Annotated in this window: 18 protein-coding genes and 1 riboswitch; of the genes, 4 read left to right on the top strand and 14 right to left on the bottom strand. The window is 34.3% G+C overall.

Annotated elements, in window-relative coordinates; translation table 11 throughout:
* Nucleotides 1-87 precede the first annotated feature (87 nt).
* Nucleotides 88-2,160 carry a sigma-54 interaction domain-containing protein gene (locus ACFCYN_RS03835; RefSeq protein WP_375947831.1) on the bottom strand — a complete coding sequence of 691 codons (2,073 nt, stop codon included), beginning with the start codon at nt 2,158-2,160 and terminating at the stop codon, nt 88-90.
* 272 nt (nt 2,161-2,432) lie between these two features.
* On the opposite strand from ACFCYN_RS03835, the gene ACFCYN_RS03830 reads away from it, so the two are divergent.
* Together ACFCYN_RS03830 and iadA are read left to right on the top strand one after the other, a co-directional pair.
* Nucleotides 2,433-3,854: a YfcC family protein gene (locus ACFCYN_RS03830; protein ID WP_375947637.1), complete on the top strand. Its 1,422-nt coding sequence runs from the start codon at nt 2,433-2,435 to the stop codon at nt 3,852-3,854.
* Between the two features lie 42 nt (nt 3,855-3,896).
* Nucleotides 3,897-5,069, top strand: coding sequence for a beta-aspartyl-peptidase (iadA, locus tag ACFCYN_RS03825; RefSeq protein ID WP_375947635.1), 1,173 nt, complete (start codon nt 3,897-3,899; stop codon nt 5,067-5,069).
* 149 nt (nt 5,070-5,218) lie between these two features.
* Here iadA and ACFCYN_RS03820 read toward each other — a convergent pair whose 3' ends face one another.
* Genes ACFCYN_RS03820 through ACFCYN_RS03805 form a run of 4 tightly spaced genes read right to left on the bottom strand, consistent with a single transcriptional unit; the run spans nt 5,219 to nt 8,982 of the window.
* Entirely contained in the window at nt 5,219-6,409 is a 1,191-nt protein-coding gene (locus ACFCYN_RS03820; RefSeq protein ID WP_375947633.1) for a M20 family metallopeptidase, read from the bottom strand.
* Nucleotides 6,410-6,465: 56 nt separating this feature from the next.
* Nucleotides 6,466-7,311: a MetQ/NlpA family ABC transporter substrate-binding protein gene (locus tag ACFCYN_RS03815; RefSeq protein WP_375947631.1), complete on the bottom strand. Its 846-nt coding sequence runs from the start codon at nt 7,309-7,311 to the stop codon at nt 6,466-6,468.
* The gene (locus ACFCYN_RS03810) at nt 7,308-7,976 is read right to left on the bottom strand and encodes a methionine ABC transporter permease (protein WP_098121739.1); all 669 of its coding nucleotides are present in this window, start codon (nt 7,974-7,976) and stop codon (nt 7,308-7,310) included. The genes ACFCYN_RS03815 and ACFCYN_RS03810 overlap by 4 nt, the downstream gene beginning before the upstream one ends.
* Entirely contained in the window at nt 7,966-8,982 is a 1,017-nt protein-coding gene (locus ACFCYN_RS03805; protein ID WP_375947628.1) for a methionine ABC transporter ATP-binding protein, read from the bottom strand. Before ACFCYN_RS03805 ends, ACFCYN_RS03810 begins: the two co-directional genes overlap by 11 nt.
* 169 nt (nt 8,983-9,151) lie before the next feature.
* A riboswitch (SAM riboswitch) is annotated at nt 9,152-9,269 on the bottom strand.
* Nucleotides 9,270-9,607: 338 nt separating this feature from the next.
* On the opposite strand from ACFCYN_RS03805, the gene ACFCYN_RS03800 reads away from it, so the two are divergent.
* Nucleotides 9,608-9,733, top strand: coding sequence for a GapA-binding peptide SR1P (locus tag ACFCYN_RS03800; protein WP_172446016.1), 126 nt, complete (start codon nt 9,608-9,610; stop codon nt 9,731-9,733).
* Between the two features lie 386 nt (nt 9,734-10,119).
* Here the strand turns inward: ACFCYN_RS03800 and ACFCYN_RS03795 are convergent, their stop codons facing one another.
* The 9 genes from ACFCYN_RS03795 to ACFCYN_RS03755 form a co-directional block, all read right to left on the bottom strand.
* Nucleotides 10,120-10,911 carry a sulfite exporter TauE/SafE family protein gene (locus ACFCYN_RS03795; RefSeq protein WP_375947625.1) on the bottom strand — a complete coding sequence of 264 codons (792 nt, stop codon included), beginning with the start codon at nt 10,909-10,911 and terminating at the stop codon, nt 10,120-10,122.
* A 39-nt stretch (nt 10,912-10,950) separates the two neighbouring features.
* Nucleotides 10,951-11,178, bottom strand: a complete 228-nt coding sequence (locus ACFCYN_RS03790) for a sulfurtransferase TusA family protein (protein WP_098121743.1) — start codon at nt 11,176-11,178, stop codon at nt 10,951-10,953.
* 25 nt (nt 11,179-11,203) lie between these two features.
* Nucleotides 11,204-12,331, bottom strand: a complete 1,128-nt coding sequence (locus tag ACFCYN_RS03785) for an MBL fold metallo-hydrolase (protein WP_375947622.1) — start codon at nt 12,329-12,331, stop codon at nt 11,204-11,206.
* Between the two features lie 42 nt (nt 12,332-12,373).
* Nucleotides 12,374-12,946 carry a sulfurtransferase TusA family protein gene (locus ACFCYN_RS03780; RefSeq protein WP_172446019.1) on the bottom strand — a complete coding sequence of 191 codons (573 nt, stop codon included), beginning with the start codon at nt 12,944-12,946 and terminating at the stop codon, nt 12,374-12,376.
* 53 nt (nt 12,947-12,999) lie between these two features.
* Nucleotides 13,000-13,296 carry a rhodanese-like domain-containing protein gene (locus ACFCYN_RS03775; RefSeq protein WP_172446020.1) on the bottom strand — a complete coding sequence of 99 codons (297 nt, stop codon included), beginning with the start codon at nt 13,294-13,296 and terminating at the stop codon, nt 13,000-13,002.
* Between the two features lie 22 nt (nt 13,297-13,318).
* Complete coding sequence (locus ACFCYN_RS03770; RefSeq protein WP_098121747.1) at nt 13,319-13,795, bottom strand: DsrE/DsrF/DrsH-like family protein; 477 nt, start codon at nt 13,793-13,795, stop codon at nt 13,319-13,321.
* A 126-nt stretch (nt 13,796-13,921) separates the two neighbouring features.
* Entirely contained in the window at nt 13,922-14,182 is a 261-nt protein-coding gene (locus ACFCYN_RS03765; protein WP_172446021.1) for a metal-sensitive transcriptional regulator, read from the bottom strand.
* Nucleotides 14,183-14,421: 239 nt separating this feature from the next.
* Entirely contained in the window at nt 14,422-15,897 is a 1,476-nt protein-coding gene (locus ACFCYN_RS03760) for an aminotransferase class V-fold PLP-dependent enzyme (protein WP_172446022.1), read from the bottom strand.
* A gap of 304 nt (nt 15,898-16,201) precedes the next feature.
* Entirely contained in the window at nt 16,202-17,539 is a 1,338-nt protein-coding gene (locus ACFCYN_RS03755) for a D-serine ammonia-lyase (protein ID WP_375947618.1), read from the bottom strand.
* Nucleotides 17,540-17,699: 160 nt separating this feature from the next.
* On the opposite strand from ACFCYN_RS03755, the gene ACFCYN_RS03750 reads away from it, so the two are divergent.
* Nucleotides 17,700-18,893 (top strand): chromate transporter, encoded by a 1,194-nt coding sequence (locus ACFCYN_RS03750; RefSeq protein WP_375947616.1) that lies wholly within the window; start codon nt 17,700-17,702, stop codon nt 18,891-18,893.
* The last annotated feature ends 28 nt before the right edge of the window (nt 18,894-18,921 follow it).

Here is an 18,921-nt window from a genome sequence, read left to right as displayed (position 1 = left end):
CGATTATATGAAGAGCCTGGGAAATGAAAACTACTAGTAAATTAGAAATGCCCTAAAAAGAACTTTTTTAGAGCATTTCCGTTTGAATTAACCTTCTATATTTTTTTCGGATTGTATCGATTTTGACATAAGATGCTGCAAGTAATCTACACCATCTGTAGTGATTTTTGTACCTGCTCTACCTCTACCTTTTGTTATAAACCCAACTGATTCCAAATGATCTAAACGAAGCCTAATTTGTTGAGTTGTTAAAAATGTGCCTGATTTTTTACTACTATTTGAAATAAATTCTCGGCTTGCAGATTTGCCTAAATCATTATATTGTTTTATTGCTTTTAGAATAATAATATGTTCTTTTAATTCAAGGATACTAGTCGGCATTTTAAATACATTTGTTTCTAGATCAGTTGATTTTTTGAAATCTGAAACAATATGATGTGGAAAATCATTCTTACTAACAATATGGCCATCACAAACCGTCAGCATATAATCGATCATACCTTTTAATTCTCGAATATTACCAAACCAATCACGTAACATTAAATCTTCTAATACATCATTCTGCATCGGGATCCACTTACCACTTTTCGTTATAAAATGCTTTGTTAATAATGGTATATCACTTCTTCTTAGACGCAATGGAGGAATAAAAAGACTTAAAACGTTCAGTCGGTAAAATAGGTCCGTACGAAATGCACCTTCTGATATTTTTTGTTGAATATTCTTATTCGTAGCTGCAATCACTCGAACATTAATCGGGATAATTTTCCTACCACCTATTCTACGAATTTCCTGTTCTTGTAGAACCCGTAATAAATGTGACTGAACGTTTAAACTAATATCTCCTATTTCATCTAAGAAAATAGTGCCTCCATCTGCCATTTCAAAAAGACCTTTTTTTCCGCCCTTTTTAGCTCCTGTGAAAGTCCCTTCTTCATAGCCAAACAATTCACTCTCTAGCAAGCTCTCGGTAAACGCGCTACAATTTACTGCCAAAAATGGTCCATTCTTCCTAGGTGAGTGTTGATGGATAGAATGTGCAAAAAGTTCTTTTCCCGTCCCTGTTTCACCTTGAATTAAGATGGGATGTTCAGCAACCGCAAGCTTTTTCGCGATTGCCATGCATTTAACAATCGACTGATGTTCACCGATAATATCATCAAAATCATATCTGGCATAAAATCCTTGGTTTCTAAACTCTCTTTGTGCTGTTTTTTCGATTTCAACTGCTTGATTCACACTTTTAAACGTCGCTACAACTCTATCTTCTTCTTTAATAAAAAATCGATAGATTACAATATCAACGTTATTTATTGTAAAAAACTTACTTTCTTCTTCTCCATTTAAAATAAATTCTTTAATTATTTGCTGCGAAATGATTTGATCAATCTTTTTCCCTACCGCGTTTTCAGTTGATATTTGATAAAGTGCCGCCAATCGATCATTAAACACTGTAATTGTACTAAATTTATCAATTGCTAAAATACCATCATCAACTGCATCAACGACATTTTGAATATGTTCATTTACTTTTTTGGTTCCATGCTCTGCAAGTATGAGCTTTCTTTGCAATTCAATTATATTTCGGATGTATTTCTCTGAAATTAAGGAAGCAATTGCTTTATCCAGATGAGAGTATTCAACAATTTGCAAGATCGTCGTCATATCAAAAAGACGTACGCCAATATCAATGACTTCATTTATATGATGTGGACATAGATGAATTTCCCCCGGGGAAATCGCTATATTTATGTCAGGATAATAGACTTGATCTAATTTGTACGGAAAATAGTCCAAGTGATTAATACCCAATTGATACAAAGACTGAATCAGCTCAATTGTAGAATTATAGTCATCATTAACTACTAGTACTTTTGTTTCTCTAGTAATTCTTAAGAGCTTGTCTAAGTTTTCATGATTAGGTGTTCTTTTCCCAACCACTACATTCTTCGCATGAATATGAGACATTTTTTCTGACTCTATTTTTGCTTCATTTGATGAATAAAGGATAATATCATCCTTTAATTCAAAATCAAATCCTTCTTCAATTGAATAACTTTTTATTGATAGATAGTCTCCTAACAAATGTGAAAGTTGACTATACAATGCCTGCTTTGTTTTTACACTTCCTGTTATTAATGTTAGAGACATTTTCACAATACAACACCATGCCTTATCTTAAGTAATTGGGTTTATTATAACATCCAAAGAACCAAAAACACCCAAATAAATTCGTAAATAGATTAGAAGGTCTTAAAAGTAGCCTTTTTAAATTTGGCACACTATTTGCTTAATATAAGAAAGTAGTCGTCATTTTATTAAATTGGATTCTATTAAAGGAGGAAAGGGGACAGCTTTACTATTTTCATATTTTCTTATTAAAAACGAAGAGATTTATTAACTGTTTCTATTCTATTAAAAGGAGAAAATAGATGAATCAACTACAATCACAGGAAATGATACCTAAAACTATAGCTAAAAAAGAAAGAACAACAAATGTTTTTGCATTATTACTTATCATTTTAGCAGTCGCGACAATCCTTACTCATTTTTTACCTTCGGGTGAATATGCACGAATTGAACGAGCTGGGCATACTACAGTGGATCCAAATTCTTTTAAATGGATTAAGTCTACACCAGTTAGCTTTTTTGAAATGACAAAAGCAATTCATTTAGGAATGGTAGAAGCTGCAAATATCATCTTTTTTATTTTAATTATCGGCGGATTTTTTGGAGTATTAAATGCTACTGGAACAGTTAAAGTATTAATCTCGACAATGGCAAAAAAGTTAGCTTCTCGTGAAAAGTTGTTAATCCCGATTATGATGTTTTTCTTTGCTATAGGAGGTTCTTTAATGGGGATGGCTGAAGAAACATTAGCCTATATTCCATTATTAATTCCGCTAGCACTCGCGTTAGGTTTTGACACAATTACAGGAACGGCAATTGTGTTAGTTGGTGCATCTTCAGGTTTTACAACAGCAATAATGAATCCTTTCACAGTTGGAATTGCACAAGGGATAGCTGAACTACCTACCTTTTCAGGAATTGGCTTTCGACTAGTATTATTCGTAATTGTTTATCTTGTTTCAGTCCTATTCGTCTACCGTTATACAATGAAGGTATTGAAAAATCCTACCATAGGAATTTATGGCAAGTACTCACCGAAACAAACAAATTTGTTTTTAACATCTAAAGAAAAACTCACTTCAAGACATAAACTAATTTTCATGGCATTTCTAATCAATTATATCGTTCTAGCTTTTGGCGTAATAAAGTACCAATGGTATATAACAGAAATTGCTGCTTTGTTTATCATTCTAACTGTTGCAATTGGAATCATAGGAAAATTATCAATTGATCATCTCGTTAAATCATTTACTCAAGGTTCTGCTTCATTAATAACCGGTGCACTCATTATTGGCGTTTCGCGCGCAATAGTAGTTGTTTTAAACCAAGGTCATATCGTTGACCCAATGCTTCATGAGGTTTCAGAAGGAATTAAGCAGATCCCCTCTTACTTAAGTGTTATTGGAATGTATAATTTCCAAACTGCCATCCACTTTATATTAGCCTCAGGGAGTGGACATGCAATGTTAACAATGCCGATTATGGCACCGCTAGCTGACCTATTAGACATAACGCGTCAAACCGCTGTCTTATCTTTCTCCTTTGCAGATGGAATCGGAAACATCATTTTCCCAACAGCAGGTACATTAATGGCAGGACTGGCAATTGCAGGTATTCCGTGGACTAAATGGGCTAAATGGATTTTCCCATTAGTATTTCTTCAATATTTGATTGGATTAATAGCAGTGCTGGTCGCTCACTTTATTCACTACGGCCCATTTTAAAAATAAAATAGAAGTAACTTACAATATTAGGAGGATCACAAGTTGTTAACTTTAATAAAAAACGGTCAAGTATACACACCACATTCGATTGGTCGCAAAGACATACTCATTGCGGGCGGAAAAATTATCTTAATAGGGGATTGTATTCCACTACCTCCAGACTCATACAATTGCAACTTAATAGATGCTACCAACAATATTGTAGTACCTGGTTTTATTGATTCACATGTTCATATTATCGGTGGCGGAGGTGAAGGCGGCTTCAAAACACGCACGCCAGAACTCATGTTAACTTCTGCTACTACTGCAGGTGTCACTACTCTGGTTGGTTTACTTGGTACAGATGGAACAACAAGAAGAATGGAAAGCCTCCTTGCAAAGGCAAGAGGTTTAGAGGAAGAAGGAATTACATGTTATATTCATACAGGTTCTTATCATGTCCCCGTAAAAACATTAACAAGCAAAATTGAAGATGATATCATATTAATTGATAAAATAATTGGTGTCGGTGAGATTGCTATTTCAGATCATCGTTCATCTGAGCCCACATTTGAAGAATTGGTGAAAATCGCTACTGCCGCACGAAATGGTGGGATTTTGTCTGGTAAGGCTGGAGTATTGGAAATTCATGTGGGCGATGGATCAGATAAACTCACACTATTACATGAAATAATTGATAAAACAAACATCCCAATACGTCATTTCCATCCTACACATATTAATCGTAATGAAGAGTTATTTGAATCAGGAATTCAATACGCATTAAGGGGTGGATATGTCGATTTTACAACGAGTACAATCCCTCAGTTTTTAGAGGAAGGTGAGGTCAAGTGTAGCAAAGCATTGCGATTGATGCTCGATCACGGTGTACCTATTGGGAATATTACCTTTTCATCTGATGCACAGGCAAGTCTCCCTTATTTCGATAAAAATGGTGAGTATCTTGGCCTTCAAGTCGGAAAGATGTCCTCTCTTTTCCAAGAAGTAAAAGATGCAATATTAGAGGAAGCAATTCCATTAGAAACAGCTATTCAAGTGATCACATCCAATCCTGCACAAGTGCTAAAGCTGCCTCAAAAAGGCTGTTTACAAGTAGGTAAGGATGCAGACCTTGTATTATTACGACAAGATAATTTGGAAATTGAGACTGTTATTGCAAATGGCAAGATTATGTTAGAGAAAGGAATTCCGATCGTTAAAGGAACATTCGAGTAAGGAGAAATAAACCAGAAAAACTATCACTTAGTTTTTCTGGTTTTTTAGATTTTAATTATTACTTAAAAAAATACAAATCGAATGAACTATCAAAAAGTAAATACGTCAGAAAAATGGATTCCGACCATCTTCCTGACTGTTTAAGTTAACTATTTTTCAGTTTGCTGAAATTCAGTTTGTACCTTTTCTAAAAGATTTTTATCAGTAATTAATCGGTAACCCGTTAAAGCCAATGCCTTTGCACCCGTGATTAGAGCGTGATCACCTTGTAGCGACCTAGCAGCTTCACGGAATTCATTCGTATGAGCTACTAAATCATCAGGTCCAATTTTTATATATGCGTGGGAAGTCGGAACAACATGGCTGACATTACCAGCGTCAGTCGATCCAATTCCTCCGTTTTTGCCACTGATTGTTTCTCCTAATAAAGCTAATTCTTCACCTACGATGCGATCAAGTGATTGATTGATAATAAAATCGTGAACTTCATTTTGGAATCTTTCAATTTTCACAGTACTACCAGTCGCAAGTGCAGCTCCTTCGGCAATATTACGAATCTTATTGGATACTTCCTCTGCATGCTTCCATGTACTAGCGCGGATAAAGAATCTCGCTGAAGCATATTCCGGAATAATATTAGGCGCATCACCTCCGTGAGTAATAATTCCGTGGATTCGTACATCACTAGTAAGTTGCTGACGAAGGGCATTTATTCCATTAAATAATTGGATTACGGCATCTAGTGCATTAATTCCATGTTCTGGTGAACCAGCCGCATGGGCCGCTCTACCATAAAAGTGGAAGTCCAATGGATTTACTGCAAGAGATGGGCTTGTTAATCCTGTTTTACCACTTGGGTGAAGCATAAGAGCTGCATCAACGTCTTCTAATAATCCGTTTTTTACAAAACTACCTTTTGCACTTCCATTTGGTCCCCCCTCCTCTGCAGGAGTTCCAAATATAACAACCTCTCCCCCTGTCTCGGAAATAACTTCGGCGAGGGCAATTCCTGCAGCCACACTCGTAGTCCCAATAATATTATGTCCACATGCATGACCAAGACCAGGCAGTGCATCGTATTCTGCCAAAAAGGCAATCGTTGGGCCTTGCTTAGACGATTTTTTTCGTGCTACAAAACCTGTTTCATGTCCGGCGATATTACGTGTTACATCAAAACCTGCTTCGACTAATGTTTTAGTGTGAGTTTCTGAAGCAAAAAACTCTTGATTGCCTATTTCAGGTTTCTCATGAATTTGATGACTAATCTGAATGTATGTTTCTTTTAATTTCTCAATACTTTTCACAATTTGGTCTCTATGTGTTTCAGTTTTGACTGTCATGTAATTATTCTCCCCTTTGCTCTCTTATATAAGAATGAAACTCAAAAGTACGATACTTATAAATTTTTAATTTTCCCAATCGTAATAACAACCGGAACTGTTGCACCTTTGTCACGTTTAATAATGTAATCATGAACTTCTTTCGATTGGTATGCCTTCACAATTTTCAAATAATCCTTGTCATTTTTATCCTTTGTACGTGATGCAATAACATTAATATATGGCATAGCGGATTTATCATTTGGATCTTCTTTATAAAGCGGGTCTTTTGCAGGATCTAATCCGGCTTGAACAGCAAAACCATTATTAATGATAGCTGCTCCTACATCATCTAATGATCTAGCTGTTTGACCTGCAGCAATAGGTTTGATTTTTAGATGCTTAGGATTCTCTTTAATTTGCTCAATACTTCCTTTTGGATCAAAATTATCTACTAAACTAATTAACTTTGAAGATTGTAATAGTTTAAGTGCACGTCCTGCATTCGTTACGTCATTTGGAATGGTAATTGTTGCACCATCTGGTATATCATTTAGATTTTTATATTTATGAGAATAAATTCCCATTGGAGCAATAACAGTCGAACCAATCGCAGAAATATCTAAATTATGATCCTTTTTAAATTGGTTCATATATGTGATTGTTTGAAAAGCATTTAAATCAAGACTACCATCATTAAGTGCTGTGTTTGGCTGTACATAATCTGAAAAAGAAATGATTTTCAACTTAATGCCATCATTTTTGACTTGTTTTTGGACAATTCTCCAAAGTTCACCGTCATCACCGTTTATTCCAATCTTAATTGTTTTTTTTCCATTACCTGATGATTCTTTAGAACCACATGCTGCTAATACCGAAACTGTTAATAATACTACTGCAAAAATACTAAAAAACTTTTTCATCCTCTTTTCCTCCTCACATATCTTGACCACGTATTTCCTAAGCTTTGAATGATTTGAACAATGAATACTAGCAATACTACTGTGATGATAATAACGATTGTTTCAAAACGTTGATAACCATATGTAATCGCTAAGTCACCTAAACCGCCAGCCCCAACAGCACCCGCTGCTGCGGTTGATCCAATTAGCCCAATCGTTGCTGTTGTAAATGACAATATTAACGATGGGATCGCCTCAGGTAGAATAAACTTAGTAATAATTTGAAACTTTGTAGCTCCCATTGCATAGGCTGTTTCCAGCACTCCCTTATCTACTTCTAGCATTGAATTCTCAATCAATCTTGCCAAATAAGGTCCAACGAAAATTGATAGTGGAACGATTGCCGCAACTACACCAATTGATGTTCCAGTTATTAATCTAGTAAACGGAATAATGGCAACTAGTAAAATGATAAATGGCACCGATCGCAAAATATTAATAATAGTATTTAACACCGTAAATACAGGTCTGTTTGCCATTATATGTCCAGGTCTTGTTACAACTAGGATAATACCTAATGGCAAACCTATAATTGTTCCAAAAATAAATGAACCGAGTACTGTCAGAAATGTTTCATTGCATGCTTGCAGAAACTGTGGCCAGAAGAATTCCCAATTAAGCTCCATTTAACTCAACCTCCTTTACATCTATTCCTTTTTCCAAAATATATTTAATAGCTTTTTCACTTTCATCTTCTGTTCCCTCTAGTGCAACAAGCAAATTACCATAAGGTCTTTCCTGCAGCTCTGTAATAGATCCATAAAGAATGTTTAGGTGAATATCGAACTTTTTAAGAACCTCTGATAATAGAGGATTGGCTGCCTTTTCTCCTAAAAAGACTAATTGATAATATTTTCCCTTTGCCAATGAGTTCGATAACTTAGGGGGTACCTCATGTTGTAATACAGTGTTAACGAAATTTTTTGTAATGCTTTTTTGTGGACTCGTAAAAACATCGTACACATGGCCTTCTTCAACAATTTCTCCATTCTCAATGACGGCAACTTTGTCACATAAATCACGAATGACACTCATTTCATGCGTAATTAGGAAAATGGTAAGATTATAGGATTTATTTACCTTCCTTAAAAGATCCAGTACATTCTTCGTTGTTTCTGGGTCCAATGCTGATGTTGCCTCATCGCAAAGCAGAACGTCTGGGTCTGTTACTAATGCCCTTGCTATTCCCACTCTTTGCTTTTGTCCTCCCGATAAATGCCCTGGATAAACATCTTGTTTCCCCGAAAGTCCAACAAATTCAATTAATTCCATTACCTTTTTTTGAACATCACCTTTCTTCTTTCCTTCAAGGTAAAGCGGCATTGCTATATTATCAAAAACCGTTTTCGCTGAAAGAAGATTAAAGTGCTGGAATATAACGCCAATTTTTCTACGCGTTTTACGTAACTGTTCATCGTTCAAAGCCAACAAGTCTAAACTATCAATCAGAACTGATCCTTCTGTTGGTTCTTCAAGTCTATTTAAACAGCGAATCAATGTACTTTTACCTGCTCCCGAAAAGCCAATGATTCCATAAATCTCCCCCTTCTCAATTTTCATATTAATATTATTTAGCGCTTTAATTGGTGGCCTTCCAGGATAAACCTTGGAGACGTTTTTAATCTCAATCAAATTTATTCCTCCAATGCTAGTAATCTTAAAAATAACAAAGTATTCTTATATGTAAACTAGGTTTTGTATGTGTGTTTCCCCCTTTTTTCTCTTGTAAACTATCAAAAAACCCCTCTCCTTATCCAATAACACAGATAAGAAGAGGGGTTAAATATATAAGCCACTTTACTTCTTATCTTTCAAATCGCTTAAACGATTTGCAGGAATTAGCACGGTATTTGTTACGAAATAACAAACCCGTTGCCGAGGTATCGTAGGGCCAGTCCCTCCACCTCTCTGGATAAGTAATAGAATTTATTAAGTTTTAAAATTATTGAGTTAATATTATCCCTCTTTTTTTAATACGTCAAGTAGTATTTTACAATTTTTTTGAGAAATTTTAGCTAACAATAGTAAGTTTTTCTGTTTGTATTAATTAGCATATGCTTGTCAAAAACATATTTTTATATAGTTTTTAGATCTATTTTTTAATACCAAGAAAAAAATATTTTGAGTAGATTTTTGTTAAGAAACCTTGCTAATTCAACGTTCTCTACCTATGGACATTTCCCGTCCACAGGGTGGGTAAAGTCCCTGGAGAAATAACGAATTGAACGTGCTATAGTGGGTGTAGGAGGTGTTTCTCATGCAAATTTTAATCTGTAAAGAATGTGAAGAAACCATTGAGTACGCGGAGTATAAAAAAGTAGTAAAAATCTATTCAACATGCGAACATTGCAAAACCGAAGAAAGTACTTCAACTTTAAAATAATTTAATATACTAAAAAAATAGATAAATTTTGTTATCAAGGCTTTAATGCAAAAAGGATCTTCCATTAAAAAAATGAAGATCCTTTTTGCTTTTTATTTTACGAACATTAGTATTATTTTAAGTAAATTTGTAGACATGCTCATCGATACTATTACGCTATAAATTTGTTAAACCCGTTCAAGCTTTTTAAAGGGTTCAAGAGGTAATTCAACACGGATAATCTAACAAGCGTTAATACCTCACATACTAATTTTAAGCCTTGTTTGTTCGTAGACAATTAAGTATTCCTTTTTTTACAATCCTATTAGTTAGTACATAAAAAAGGGCGATAAAAAAACAGAAAAACTCTCTTTCAAGTTATTCTGCTTTTTTATATAAATCCGTATTCAAGTAATCCATGTTTTAATAATCGTAAACCAAATTTTCAACGCAGTAAATCCGATTAACACTGCTAAAATTCCTCGTAAAACCTGCGTTTTTGTTTTTTTGCCTATTTTTGCTCCTAATGGTGAAGCAATTAAACTGGCAACTACAACGATAATAGTAGGCAAAATTGTAACTTGACCAGTAGAGACTTTACCGATTGTTACACCTATTGAAGAAATGAATGTAATCGCTAATGAGGAAGCAATTGTAATTCGTGTTGGTATTTTTAAGATTGTTAGCATGATTGGTACTAAAAGAAATGCTCCGCCTGCTCCAACTATACCAGCACTAGTACCAACGACAAATGCTAAACCCGCCGCAAGCCAAATATTAATTGAAATTTGACCATTTTCTGCCATTTCAATCTCTTTTCTAGGAATGAACATTAAAACGACCGCAATCACTGCTAAAATACCGTAAACAAGATTAATCCCATGCTCTGAAAGTAAATTTGAGCCGAATCCACCAAGAAAACTTCCGATTAGTACACTAATTCCCATGCTTAATATAACTCGTTTATTTAAGTAGCCACTTTTACGATAGCTTAATACTCCACCTAAAGTTGCAAATACTACTTGTACGGCACTGATCCCCGAAACTTGATGAGAAGTGAAAGATGCAAATCCTAACAATGGAGGAACAAATAAAAGCATTGGATAGTTTATAATCGCTCCACCTATCCCTACCATGCCTGAGATGAAAGAACCAATAAAGCCCACTAAAAACAGTACTAAAATTAAGGTCCAGTCCAATTGAAGACCCCCTATAATTGAAACTATGAATCGATTAATTTATCCTTTTTTGATCCAAAATTTTAATACATTATTTTCTTCTACATATTCTAGTAATTCATGACCACCTGATTTAGCCCAAGCTGCTAGATCATTTTTAGCCCCTTTATCTGTAACATGAATTTCTAGTACGTCACCAACACCAATCTCTGCAATTGCTTTTCTTGTTTTTACAATTGGGATTGGGCATGCTAAGCCTTTTGCATCTAATAATTTTGTAGATTCCATTTTAGTTTCCTCCTAGTTTGTTTAATTATCTTACCGCACATCGATTTGGACCAATTTCCATTTCTCTTTGCGTTTCTTCGTCTAAATCTATTTTCCCCATATTCATTTCACGAATTTCTTGATATGAGTTTGGTTGTGGTGGTAAATTCTCGGTAACTGTTCTTCTAAATTCGTTCTCATCTTCAATGTTCAAGCCATGATTCTCAGCAAATAAATAGCCAAGTTTTTTATAAACACTACCATCTTCATTTAATTCGCCAACTACCATGAAGTGTGATGGGAGTACGATTAATTCCGTTGATAAGTTTCGATATTTTTTATAAAGTGTCTCACGCAGATCACCTACCCAATCTTCCGCCATCCCAGCTAGATCAGGTCTTCCAATTGAATCGATAAATAAAATATCACCGGAAAGAAGGAAGCTGTCGTCAACTACAAATGATGTTGAACCGATTGTATGGCCAGGTGAATATAAAGCCTCAATACTAATTGATGACTCACCAATCATTATTTTATTTCCATCTTCTAATGATCTATATTCAAAAGTTACGTCTGATGCATCTTTTGAAGATAACCAGTATGTTGCGTCCGTTAACTCAGCAATTTTTCTTCCACCTGAAATATGGTCTGCGTGAAGGTGAGTATCTAATACATGTGTAATTTTAGCGTTTTTCTTGTTTGCAAAATCGATGTAAATATCCGTCATTCGAGTTGAATCGATAATAGCAGCTTCTCCATTTGAAATAATCATGTAAGATAAACATCCTTTACCGATTCTCACAAATTGATATAGTTCTCCACCATTTTTTAACTCTGCAATTTTTACTGGTTCTAGATACTCGCTCCACTCTTTCATTCCACCTGCAAGATAAGCTACATCTAATCCCTCGTCTGAAAGCATCTCCGCGACCATAATAGAAGATCCTTCTTTCGCACACACTACTAAGACTTCTTTATTTGAAGGGATATTATGTAAAATATCCTCAACCCCATCAAGTAAATCAAAATAAGGTATATTTAAATGTTCAAAATTTAAACCTTCAATTTTCCAGTCATTATAGTCGTCAGTATTTCGAACATCTAACATAAATAACTCTTCTTTATTCATTATTTTTTTTGTAATTTCTTCTGCAGACATTGAAATGACTGTCATTTTTCATACCCCCTACCGTATTATTTTTTCTAAAAAAATTAATTATCCTCTAATGCTAACTGTTTCTCCAGACCACTCGCTCATTCCAGGTATAACATTATATACGCTTGTAAAACCACTTGAAACAAGCATTTGAGCTGCAAGATCACTACGGCTTCCAGTCCTGCAAACAATATATATTTCTCTATCTTTATTTAATTCAGTCAGGCGATTTTCTAATTCACCTAAAGGGATCGATACAGCATTTGGTATATGATTAAACACATATTCTGCTTCTTCTCTTACATCTAATATGATAGCATCTTCGCTTTGTAGCTTTTTGTTTAATTCATCATTCGATATGACATTTTCAAACTTTTTTTCTACTGTATTTTCATCCGAAGATTTTCTTAAATAATGTAATAATACTTCACCGTTTTCGATTGTTCCTAAATACTGATTTCCAGTACTTTCAGCCCAAGCTTTAATATCTGCCTTTGATCCTCGATCAGTTGCTTGAACCTCGATTACTTGCCCATTTTCTAATTCCTTCATTGCCTTTCTTGTCTTCACAATCGGCATTGGACATGCTAAGCCTTTAGCATCTAATTTTACGTTTGATTTTATGAATTCCATTTTCAGTCCTCCGTACATTAAATACCACCATGGGTATCTATTTATTCAAAAAATTATTCCACGCTTCCTTCCCAAGAAAGCATGCCGCCGATCATATTTGTTGCATTATACCCATGAATTTGTAGGAAATCTGTTGCACGACCACTTCTAGCACCAGAGCGACAGACCATGATATATTCTTTTGATTTATCTAATTCGTGTAATCGAAATTCAATCAATCCAAGCGGTATATGAACAGCCTCAGGAATCTTACCTGCAGCAACCTCATCTACTTCGCGAACGTCGATTATATTTACTTCTTTACCAGTTTTTAAATGATTCTCAAGTTCAATCGAAGTTATTTCTTTCATGTTAATCAAGTCCCCTTTTTAATTATATAAATAAGTTAACTTTACCTTCCTCGGCTTCACCAATGTAAGCTGCTACACCTGCATACTCAATATTATCTAATAATTCTTCTGAATGAAGTCCTAGTAAATCCATAGTCATTGTACAAGCAACTAAATTGATTTCTTGCTCTTGTGCCATCTCAATTAGTTGCGGCAATGGTAGTGCATTATGCTTTTTAATAATATCCTTAATCATTTTGGGCCCAAAACCGGCAAAATTCATTTTAGAAAGTCCCATTTTATTTGCGCCTCTAGGCATCATTTTTCCAAACATTTTTTCAATAAAACCTTTTTTCGTTGCTACATGCTCATCTTTACGTAGAGCATTTAACCCCCAAAATGTATGAAAAATAGTTACTTCATGATCAAAAGCTGCTGCTCCATTCGCAATAATGTAAGCTGCCATCGCTTTATCGTAATCTCCACTAAATAGAATGATATTTGTTTTCTTCGTTGTCATATTCTTTCTCCTTATCGTTCTTTATACCCGTTGGGGTATATAACCAAACAAAAAAATATCTCTTATATATACTGTTACCCCTATGGGTATATGATATGAAAATAAAAAACGGTGCAAATTCGCATTTTATCTACTTTTTACAAGAAGATTTACAGCTTCTTTTACTAAATCTTCAGCATCTTGCCCATTTTCACTCGCATTTCGGACACAGTCAACTAAGTTCGAGCTTACTATTACACCAATCGTACGATCCAAAGCTGATTTAACTGCTGATAATTGAGTGATGACTTCTTTACAATCCTTATCATCTTCCATCATTTTTAAAATACCACGAAGCTGTCCCTCTACTCGCCTTATTCTATTTTTTACTGGATCATTATATTTCATTAAATCACCCCTAACTGATAGAACTAAATAAATTTAACAAAGAATACATGTGGAATATTCTTATCCGTAATATATACCCCATAGGGTATATTGTCAATCAATTAATTTTAAACAAGTTTGGTTATCTAACGGCAATTTTTTCGTAAATCTTTACTATATTGAAAACTGCATGAAACTCTATCAGTAAAAAAGATCACACCAGAGTGATCTTTTATAAAGTTATCAATACTTTTATGTTTTTAAGATTTCACTGCCATTTCTATCTCAAAATAAGTGCCCACTTCCATAACTGCTTCGTCTTTATGAATAAAATCATTTTTTTCTTTTAAATAAACATAGTCTTTTGACCATTCAACAATATTTTCAATAAGGTCTTTTAAAGCACTAGTAAAAATTAATACTTCTTCATCCGTTGTTGTTGGATGCACACTCATACGAATCCAGCCTGGCTTAACACTAATATTTCCATTGTCGATTTCATCTGTAATTGATTTAGACATTTCTCTTGTGATGTTTAGTAGCATATGTCCATAAGTTCCCGCACATGAACAACCACCGCGTACTTGGATTCCGAAACGATCATTTAATAATCTAACGACTAAATTATGATGAATATCCTTTAAGTAAAAAGAATAAAAGCCTAATCTAGGATTCATAGAATCTTCAAGTAACACAACATTTTCAATTGTTCTAAGCTCATCTAATACGATATGTGCTAATTCTTCTTCTCGATTTAATATATTCGTTGTGCCCATTGCCTCTTTTACTTTTATAGCAAGAGCTGTTCTAATTGTTTGAAGAAATCCTGGAGTCCCTCCATCTTCTCTTTCTCGAATATTATTAATATATTTTTTTTCACCCCATGGGTTCGTCCATTCAACTGTTCCTCCACCTGGGTGATCTGGAATTTTATTTTGATATAAAGAAGAATCAAAAATTAATACTCCACTACTACCAGGTCCTCCTAAAAACTTGTGTGGAGAAAACAAAATTGCATCAAGTTTTTCCATTGGATCACTAGGATGCATATCAATGTCAACGTATGGCGCTGAAGCTGAGAAGTCAACAAAACAAACACCATTGTATTCATGCATTAATCTAGCTAGTTTATGATAAGGTGTAATTAAACCAGATACATTCGAGCAAGCACTAAATGATCCAATTAATTTTCGCTTATTTTTATAAAACTCAAGTCGTTCTCTTAAAAATTCTAAATCGACTACATGATTGGCACAATTAGGTATAATTTCTACATCACAAATTGTTTCTAACCATGAAGTATGATTGCTATGATGCTCCATGCTTGTTATAAATACAACCGGTCTTTCTTCTTTAGGTAAACTTAAACGGAAATGAAAATTCTCATGAATTTTTAGCCCTAAAATACGTTGAAACTTATTCATTACGCCCGTCATTCCTGAGCCATCAGTTATGATTGTATCGAAAGCGCTTGCATTCACATGCTCCTTTATGATCTTTAATGCTTCGTGGTAGCAATTCGTCATCGTACTTCCAGTTATATTAGATTCAGTATGTGTATTTGCAACATACGGTCCAAATGTTGAAACTAGTTTTTCTTCAATCGGTTGATATAATCTACCGCTAGCAGCCCAATCTAAGTAGATTATTTTTTGTTCACCAAATGGTGATAAAAATAATCTTTCATTTCCAATTATTTCTTTTCTAAATTGTGAAAAATACTTTTCTAAATTCAATTTTATCGCTCCTAATGAGAATATAGTTTGTGCTTTTTAATTCAAGAGCTCTGTTAAAAGTAATACAATAATACCAAGTATTCCAATACCCAATGGGGTATTATTTTTTTTGAAATATAAGCCATCCGTTCATAACGGAATGGCTTTTATCATCCTTTTTTAACTTAGCAATTAAAATGAAAATATCTTGCGTCAAAATCTAAATAGAAAACTTATTTACATATACAAATATATGTCATATTATTCTGCATTGAAAGAATTTTTTTCACTTTTAAAACATTAAAAAAATTAAACACTATACATTTTATTTAAAAAGTGAGCCTTTTTGATAGTACTCTTTCATCATTTTTTCAGGTACCATACTGCCACCCGTTCCCCAAATAATATGAGTACTATTCTCCATTTTTGCTAACAAATTATTTTTTAGTAAATATTTACTACCTTCTTTAAATAACTTTATTGGGCCGATCATACCAGCTAGTGCTGATGGTTCTAGATAAATATTTTCAGTATCAGCTAGATCGGTTAACATCGAATATAGTTTTTCATCACTGATTGTATAACTACCGCTTAAATGGGGCCCCATCACTTTTCCAACAAATCCAGATGGTCTACCAACAGCTAGCCCATCAGCTGCTGTTATATTATCAATTCCAAAATCTTGTACAGAAACTTTTTCATTTAGTCCAGTCATTAATCCAAGTAACATACAAGGAGAATGAGTTGGCTCTGCAAAGAAGCAGTGGACATTATCTTCGAATAATAATTTCAATCCAAATGCAACACCACCTGGTCCTCCTCCTACACCACAAGGCAAGTAAACAAATAAAGGATTATTTTCATCAACTGTAATATCCATTTCCTCTAATTGCTTTTTCAAACGTGAGGCTGCTACCGCATAACCTAGAAATAAATCATGTGAATTTTCATCGTCCACAAAATAACATGTAGGATCTGCTTCCGCTTGTTTTCTCCCTACCTCTACTGCCTTACTATAATCCGCTTCGTACTCAACAACATGAACGTTTTTACTTCTAAGTAAATCCTTTTTCCATTGCTTTGCATCTGCCGACATATGTACTGTTACTTTAAAACCTAACTTTGCACTAATAATCCCAATACTTAGTCCTAGATTCCCTGTAGAACCGACAGCGATTGAATATTGTGAGTAAAATTCTTTAAATTTGTCGCTTGCTAAAATCGAATAATCATCTTCTCGCGTTAATAACTCATGCTCAAAAGCTAAGTCTTCGGCATGCTTTAAGATTTCATAAATGCCACCTCTTGCTTTTATAGAACCAGATATCGGTAAGTGACTATCACATTTTAATAATAGTTCTCCAGATATAGTTTGGTGATAATTTTTTACTAATTCTTGTTTCATTGAGGGAATTTGTACTAAAGGAGATTCAATCATCCCATTTGTGACTTGAGTTTCTGGAAAAACCTTTGAAATATATGGGGCAAAGCGTATTAATCGCTCATCTGCGTCCTTTACATCATCTTGCGTAAGTGGTGAGTTTTTTATCGCTGATTGAAACTCCACAAGATTAGGATTTAGCCAAAAATATTCATCTAAATTAATCAGTTGATCTAGCATAGGATACATTTTTTTATATATCTGGATATTTATTTTCTCCATCTATTTTCCACCTAACTTTAATCATTTTATATGTAGTTTAACAGATATCATGTACTTCCTGCCCTTAATGTAAATCTTATGTAAAAGTCTATGAAGCTGCATTGGTTTAGAAGATGAATGAAACTATACTATTTATAAGTAATTGCAACTGGAGGAAAATATGAATCTTAACCATAAAAATAAGAAGTTAAATGTTTTTCTAGAATTATTGATTGTTTCTACTAAACTAGGTTTAACTTGTTTTGGAGGACCTATTGCTCATTTAGGTTATTTCCATAAAGAATATGTAAGAAAAAGAAATTGGATTGACGATAAAAGCTATGCAGACTTAGTAGCATTATCACAGTTTTTACCAGGACCGGCTAGCAGCCAAATGGGAATTGGTATTGGTGTATTACGTGCAGGAATAATAGGCGGCATCGTTTCATTTATTGGATTTACATTACCTTCTATAATCGCACTTATTTTATTCGCATTATTTCTACACGACTTTAATCTAAACAATTCTGGATTAATTCACGGTTTAAAATTGGTTGCGGTCCCGATTGTCGCACAAGCTATTTTGGGGATGATTAAGAACTTAACTTCTGATTTAAAAAAGAAAGCAATTGCGTTAATTGCAATGATGGCTACATTAATTTGGCAAACAACTTTCACTCAAATTGCGGTCATTTTAGTTTCTTCAACCTTCGGATATTTCCTATATCAAGATAATGAAAGTAGTGATGAAGCTACACTTATTTCAAATATCTCAAAAAGGTTTTCCGTGATTTGTTTAGTCATATTTTTTATGCTTTTAGTTCTATTACCATTAATTAATTCTTTTACATCTTCTAAATGGATATCTTTATTTGACAGTTTTTATAGGGCTGGATCAATGGTATTCGGAGGAGGGCATGTCGTTCTTCCTTTACTTGAACATGAGTTTGTCCCAACAGGGTGGCTAAGCAAAGAAACCTTTTTGGCGGGATATGGCATGACACAGGCTGTACCTGGGCCATTATTTACGTTTGCAGCCTATTTGGGAACTATTATGAAGGGTTGGCAAGGAGGATTAATCGCAACGATTGCCATCTTTTTACCTGCATTCCTACTTATTTTCGGTACACTACCTTTTTGGTCAAGTATGCGTCGCAATTCAAATTTAAGGCGAGCTCTATTAGGCGTAAACGCTGCAGTAGTCGGGATTTTAATCTCCGCTTTTTGTAACCCAATATGGATTACCTCAGTGTTATCCATTTATGATTTTGTGATTGTGGCTGTATTGTTTAGTATGTTGGTGTTTATAAAATTGCCGCCTTGGATTATTGTAGTTGTCGGAGCTATTTGTGGAGAAATTTTATCTAGATTCTAAAGTAGTTGATGATTCAAATATGATTGCT

It is taken from the genome of Gottfriedia sp. NPDC056225 (assembly GCF_042267765.1).
Taxonomy (GTDB): domain Bacteria; phylum Bacillota; class Bacilli; order Bacillales; family Bacillaceae_G; genus Gottfriedia.
This window is presented reverse-complemented; position numbering and strand designations above follow the sequence as displayed.

Excerpts from the sequence above, each read along its gene's own strand:
- ACFCYN_RS03790 (WP_098121743.1), bottom strand. The coding sequence starts at position 11,178 with ATGGAATCTACAAAATTATTAGATGCAAAAGGCTTAGCATGCCCAATC.
- ACFCYN_RS03800 (WP_172446016.1), top strand. The coding sequence starts at position 9,608 with ATGCAAATTTTAATCTGTAAAGAATGTGAAGAAACCATTGAGTACGCG.
- ACFCYN_RS03765 (WP_172446021.1), bottom strand. The coding sequence starts at position 14,182 with ATGAAATATAATGATCCAGTAAAAAATAGAATAAGGCGAGTAGAGGGA.
- ACFCYN_RS03785 (WP_375947622.1), bottom strand. The coding sequence starts at position 12,331 with ATGACAGTCATTTCAATGTCTGCAGAAGAAATTACAAAAAAAATAATG.
- ACFCYN_RS03815 (WP_375947631.1), bottom strand. The coding sequence starts at position 7,311 with ATGAAAAAGTTTTTTAGTATTTTTGCAGTAGTATTATTAACAGTTTCG.
- ACFCYN_RS03830 (WP_375947637.1), top strand. The coding sequence starts at position 2,433 with ATGAATCAACTACAATCACAGGAAATGATACCTAAAACTATAGCTAAA.
- ACFCYN_RS03750 (WP_375947616.1), top strand. The coding sequence starts at position 17,700 with ATGAATCTTAACCATAAAAATAAGAAGTTAAATGTTTTTCTAGAATTA.
- ACFCYN_RS03775 (WP_172446020.1), bottom strand. The coding sequence starts at position 13,296 with ATGAAAGAAATAACTTCGATTGAACTTGAGAATCATTTAAAAACTGGT.
- ACFCYN_RS03810 (WP_098121739.1), bottom strand. The coding sequence starts at position 7,976 with ATGGAGCTTAATTGGGAATTCTTCTGGCCACAGTTTCTGCAAGCATGC.
- ACFCYN_RS03755 (WP_375947618.1), bottom strand. The coding sequence starts at position 17,539 with ATGGAGAAAATAAATATCCAGATATATAAAAAAATGTATCCTATGCTA.
- ACFCYN_RS03780 (WP_172446019.1), bottom strand. The coding sequence starts at position 12,946 with ATGGAATTCATAAAATCAAACGTAAAATTAGATGCTAAAGGCTTAGCA.
- ACFCYN_RS03770 (WP_098121747.1), bottom strand. The coding sequence starts at position 13,795 with ATGACAACGAAGAAAACAAATATCATTCTATTTAGTGGAGATTACGAT.
- ACFCYN_RS03820 (WP_375947633.1), bottom strand. The coding sequence starts at position 6,409 with ATGACAGTCAAAACTGAAACACATAGAGACCAAATTGTGAAAAGTATT.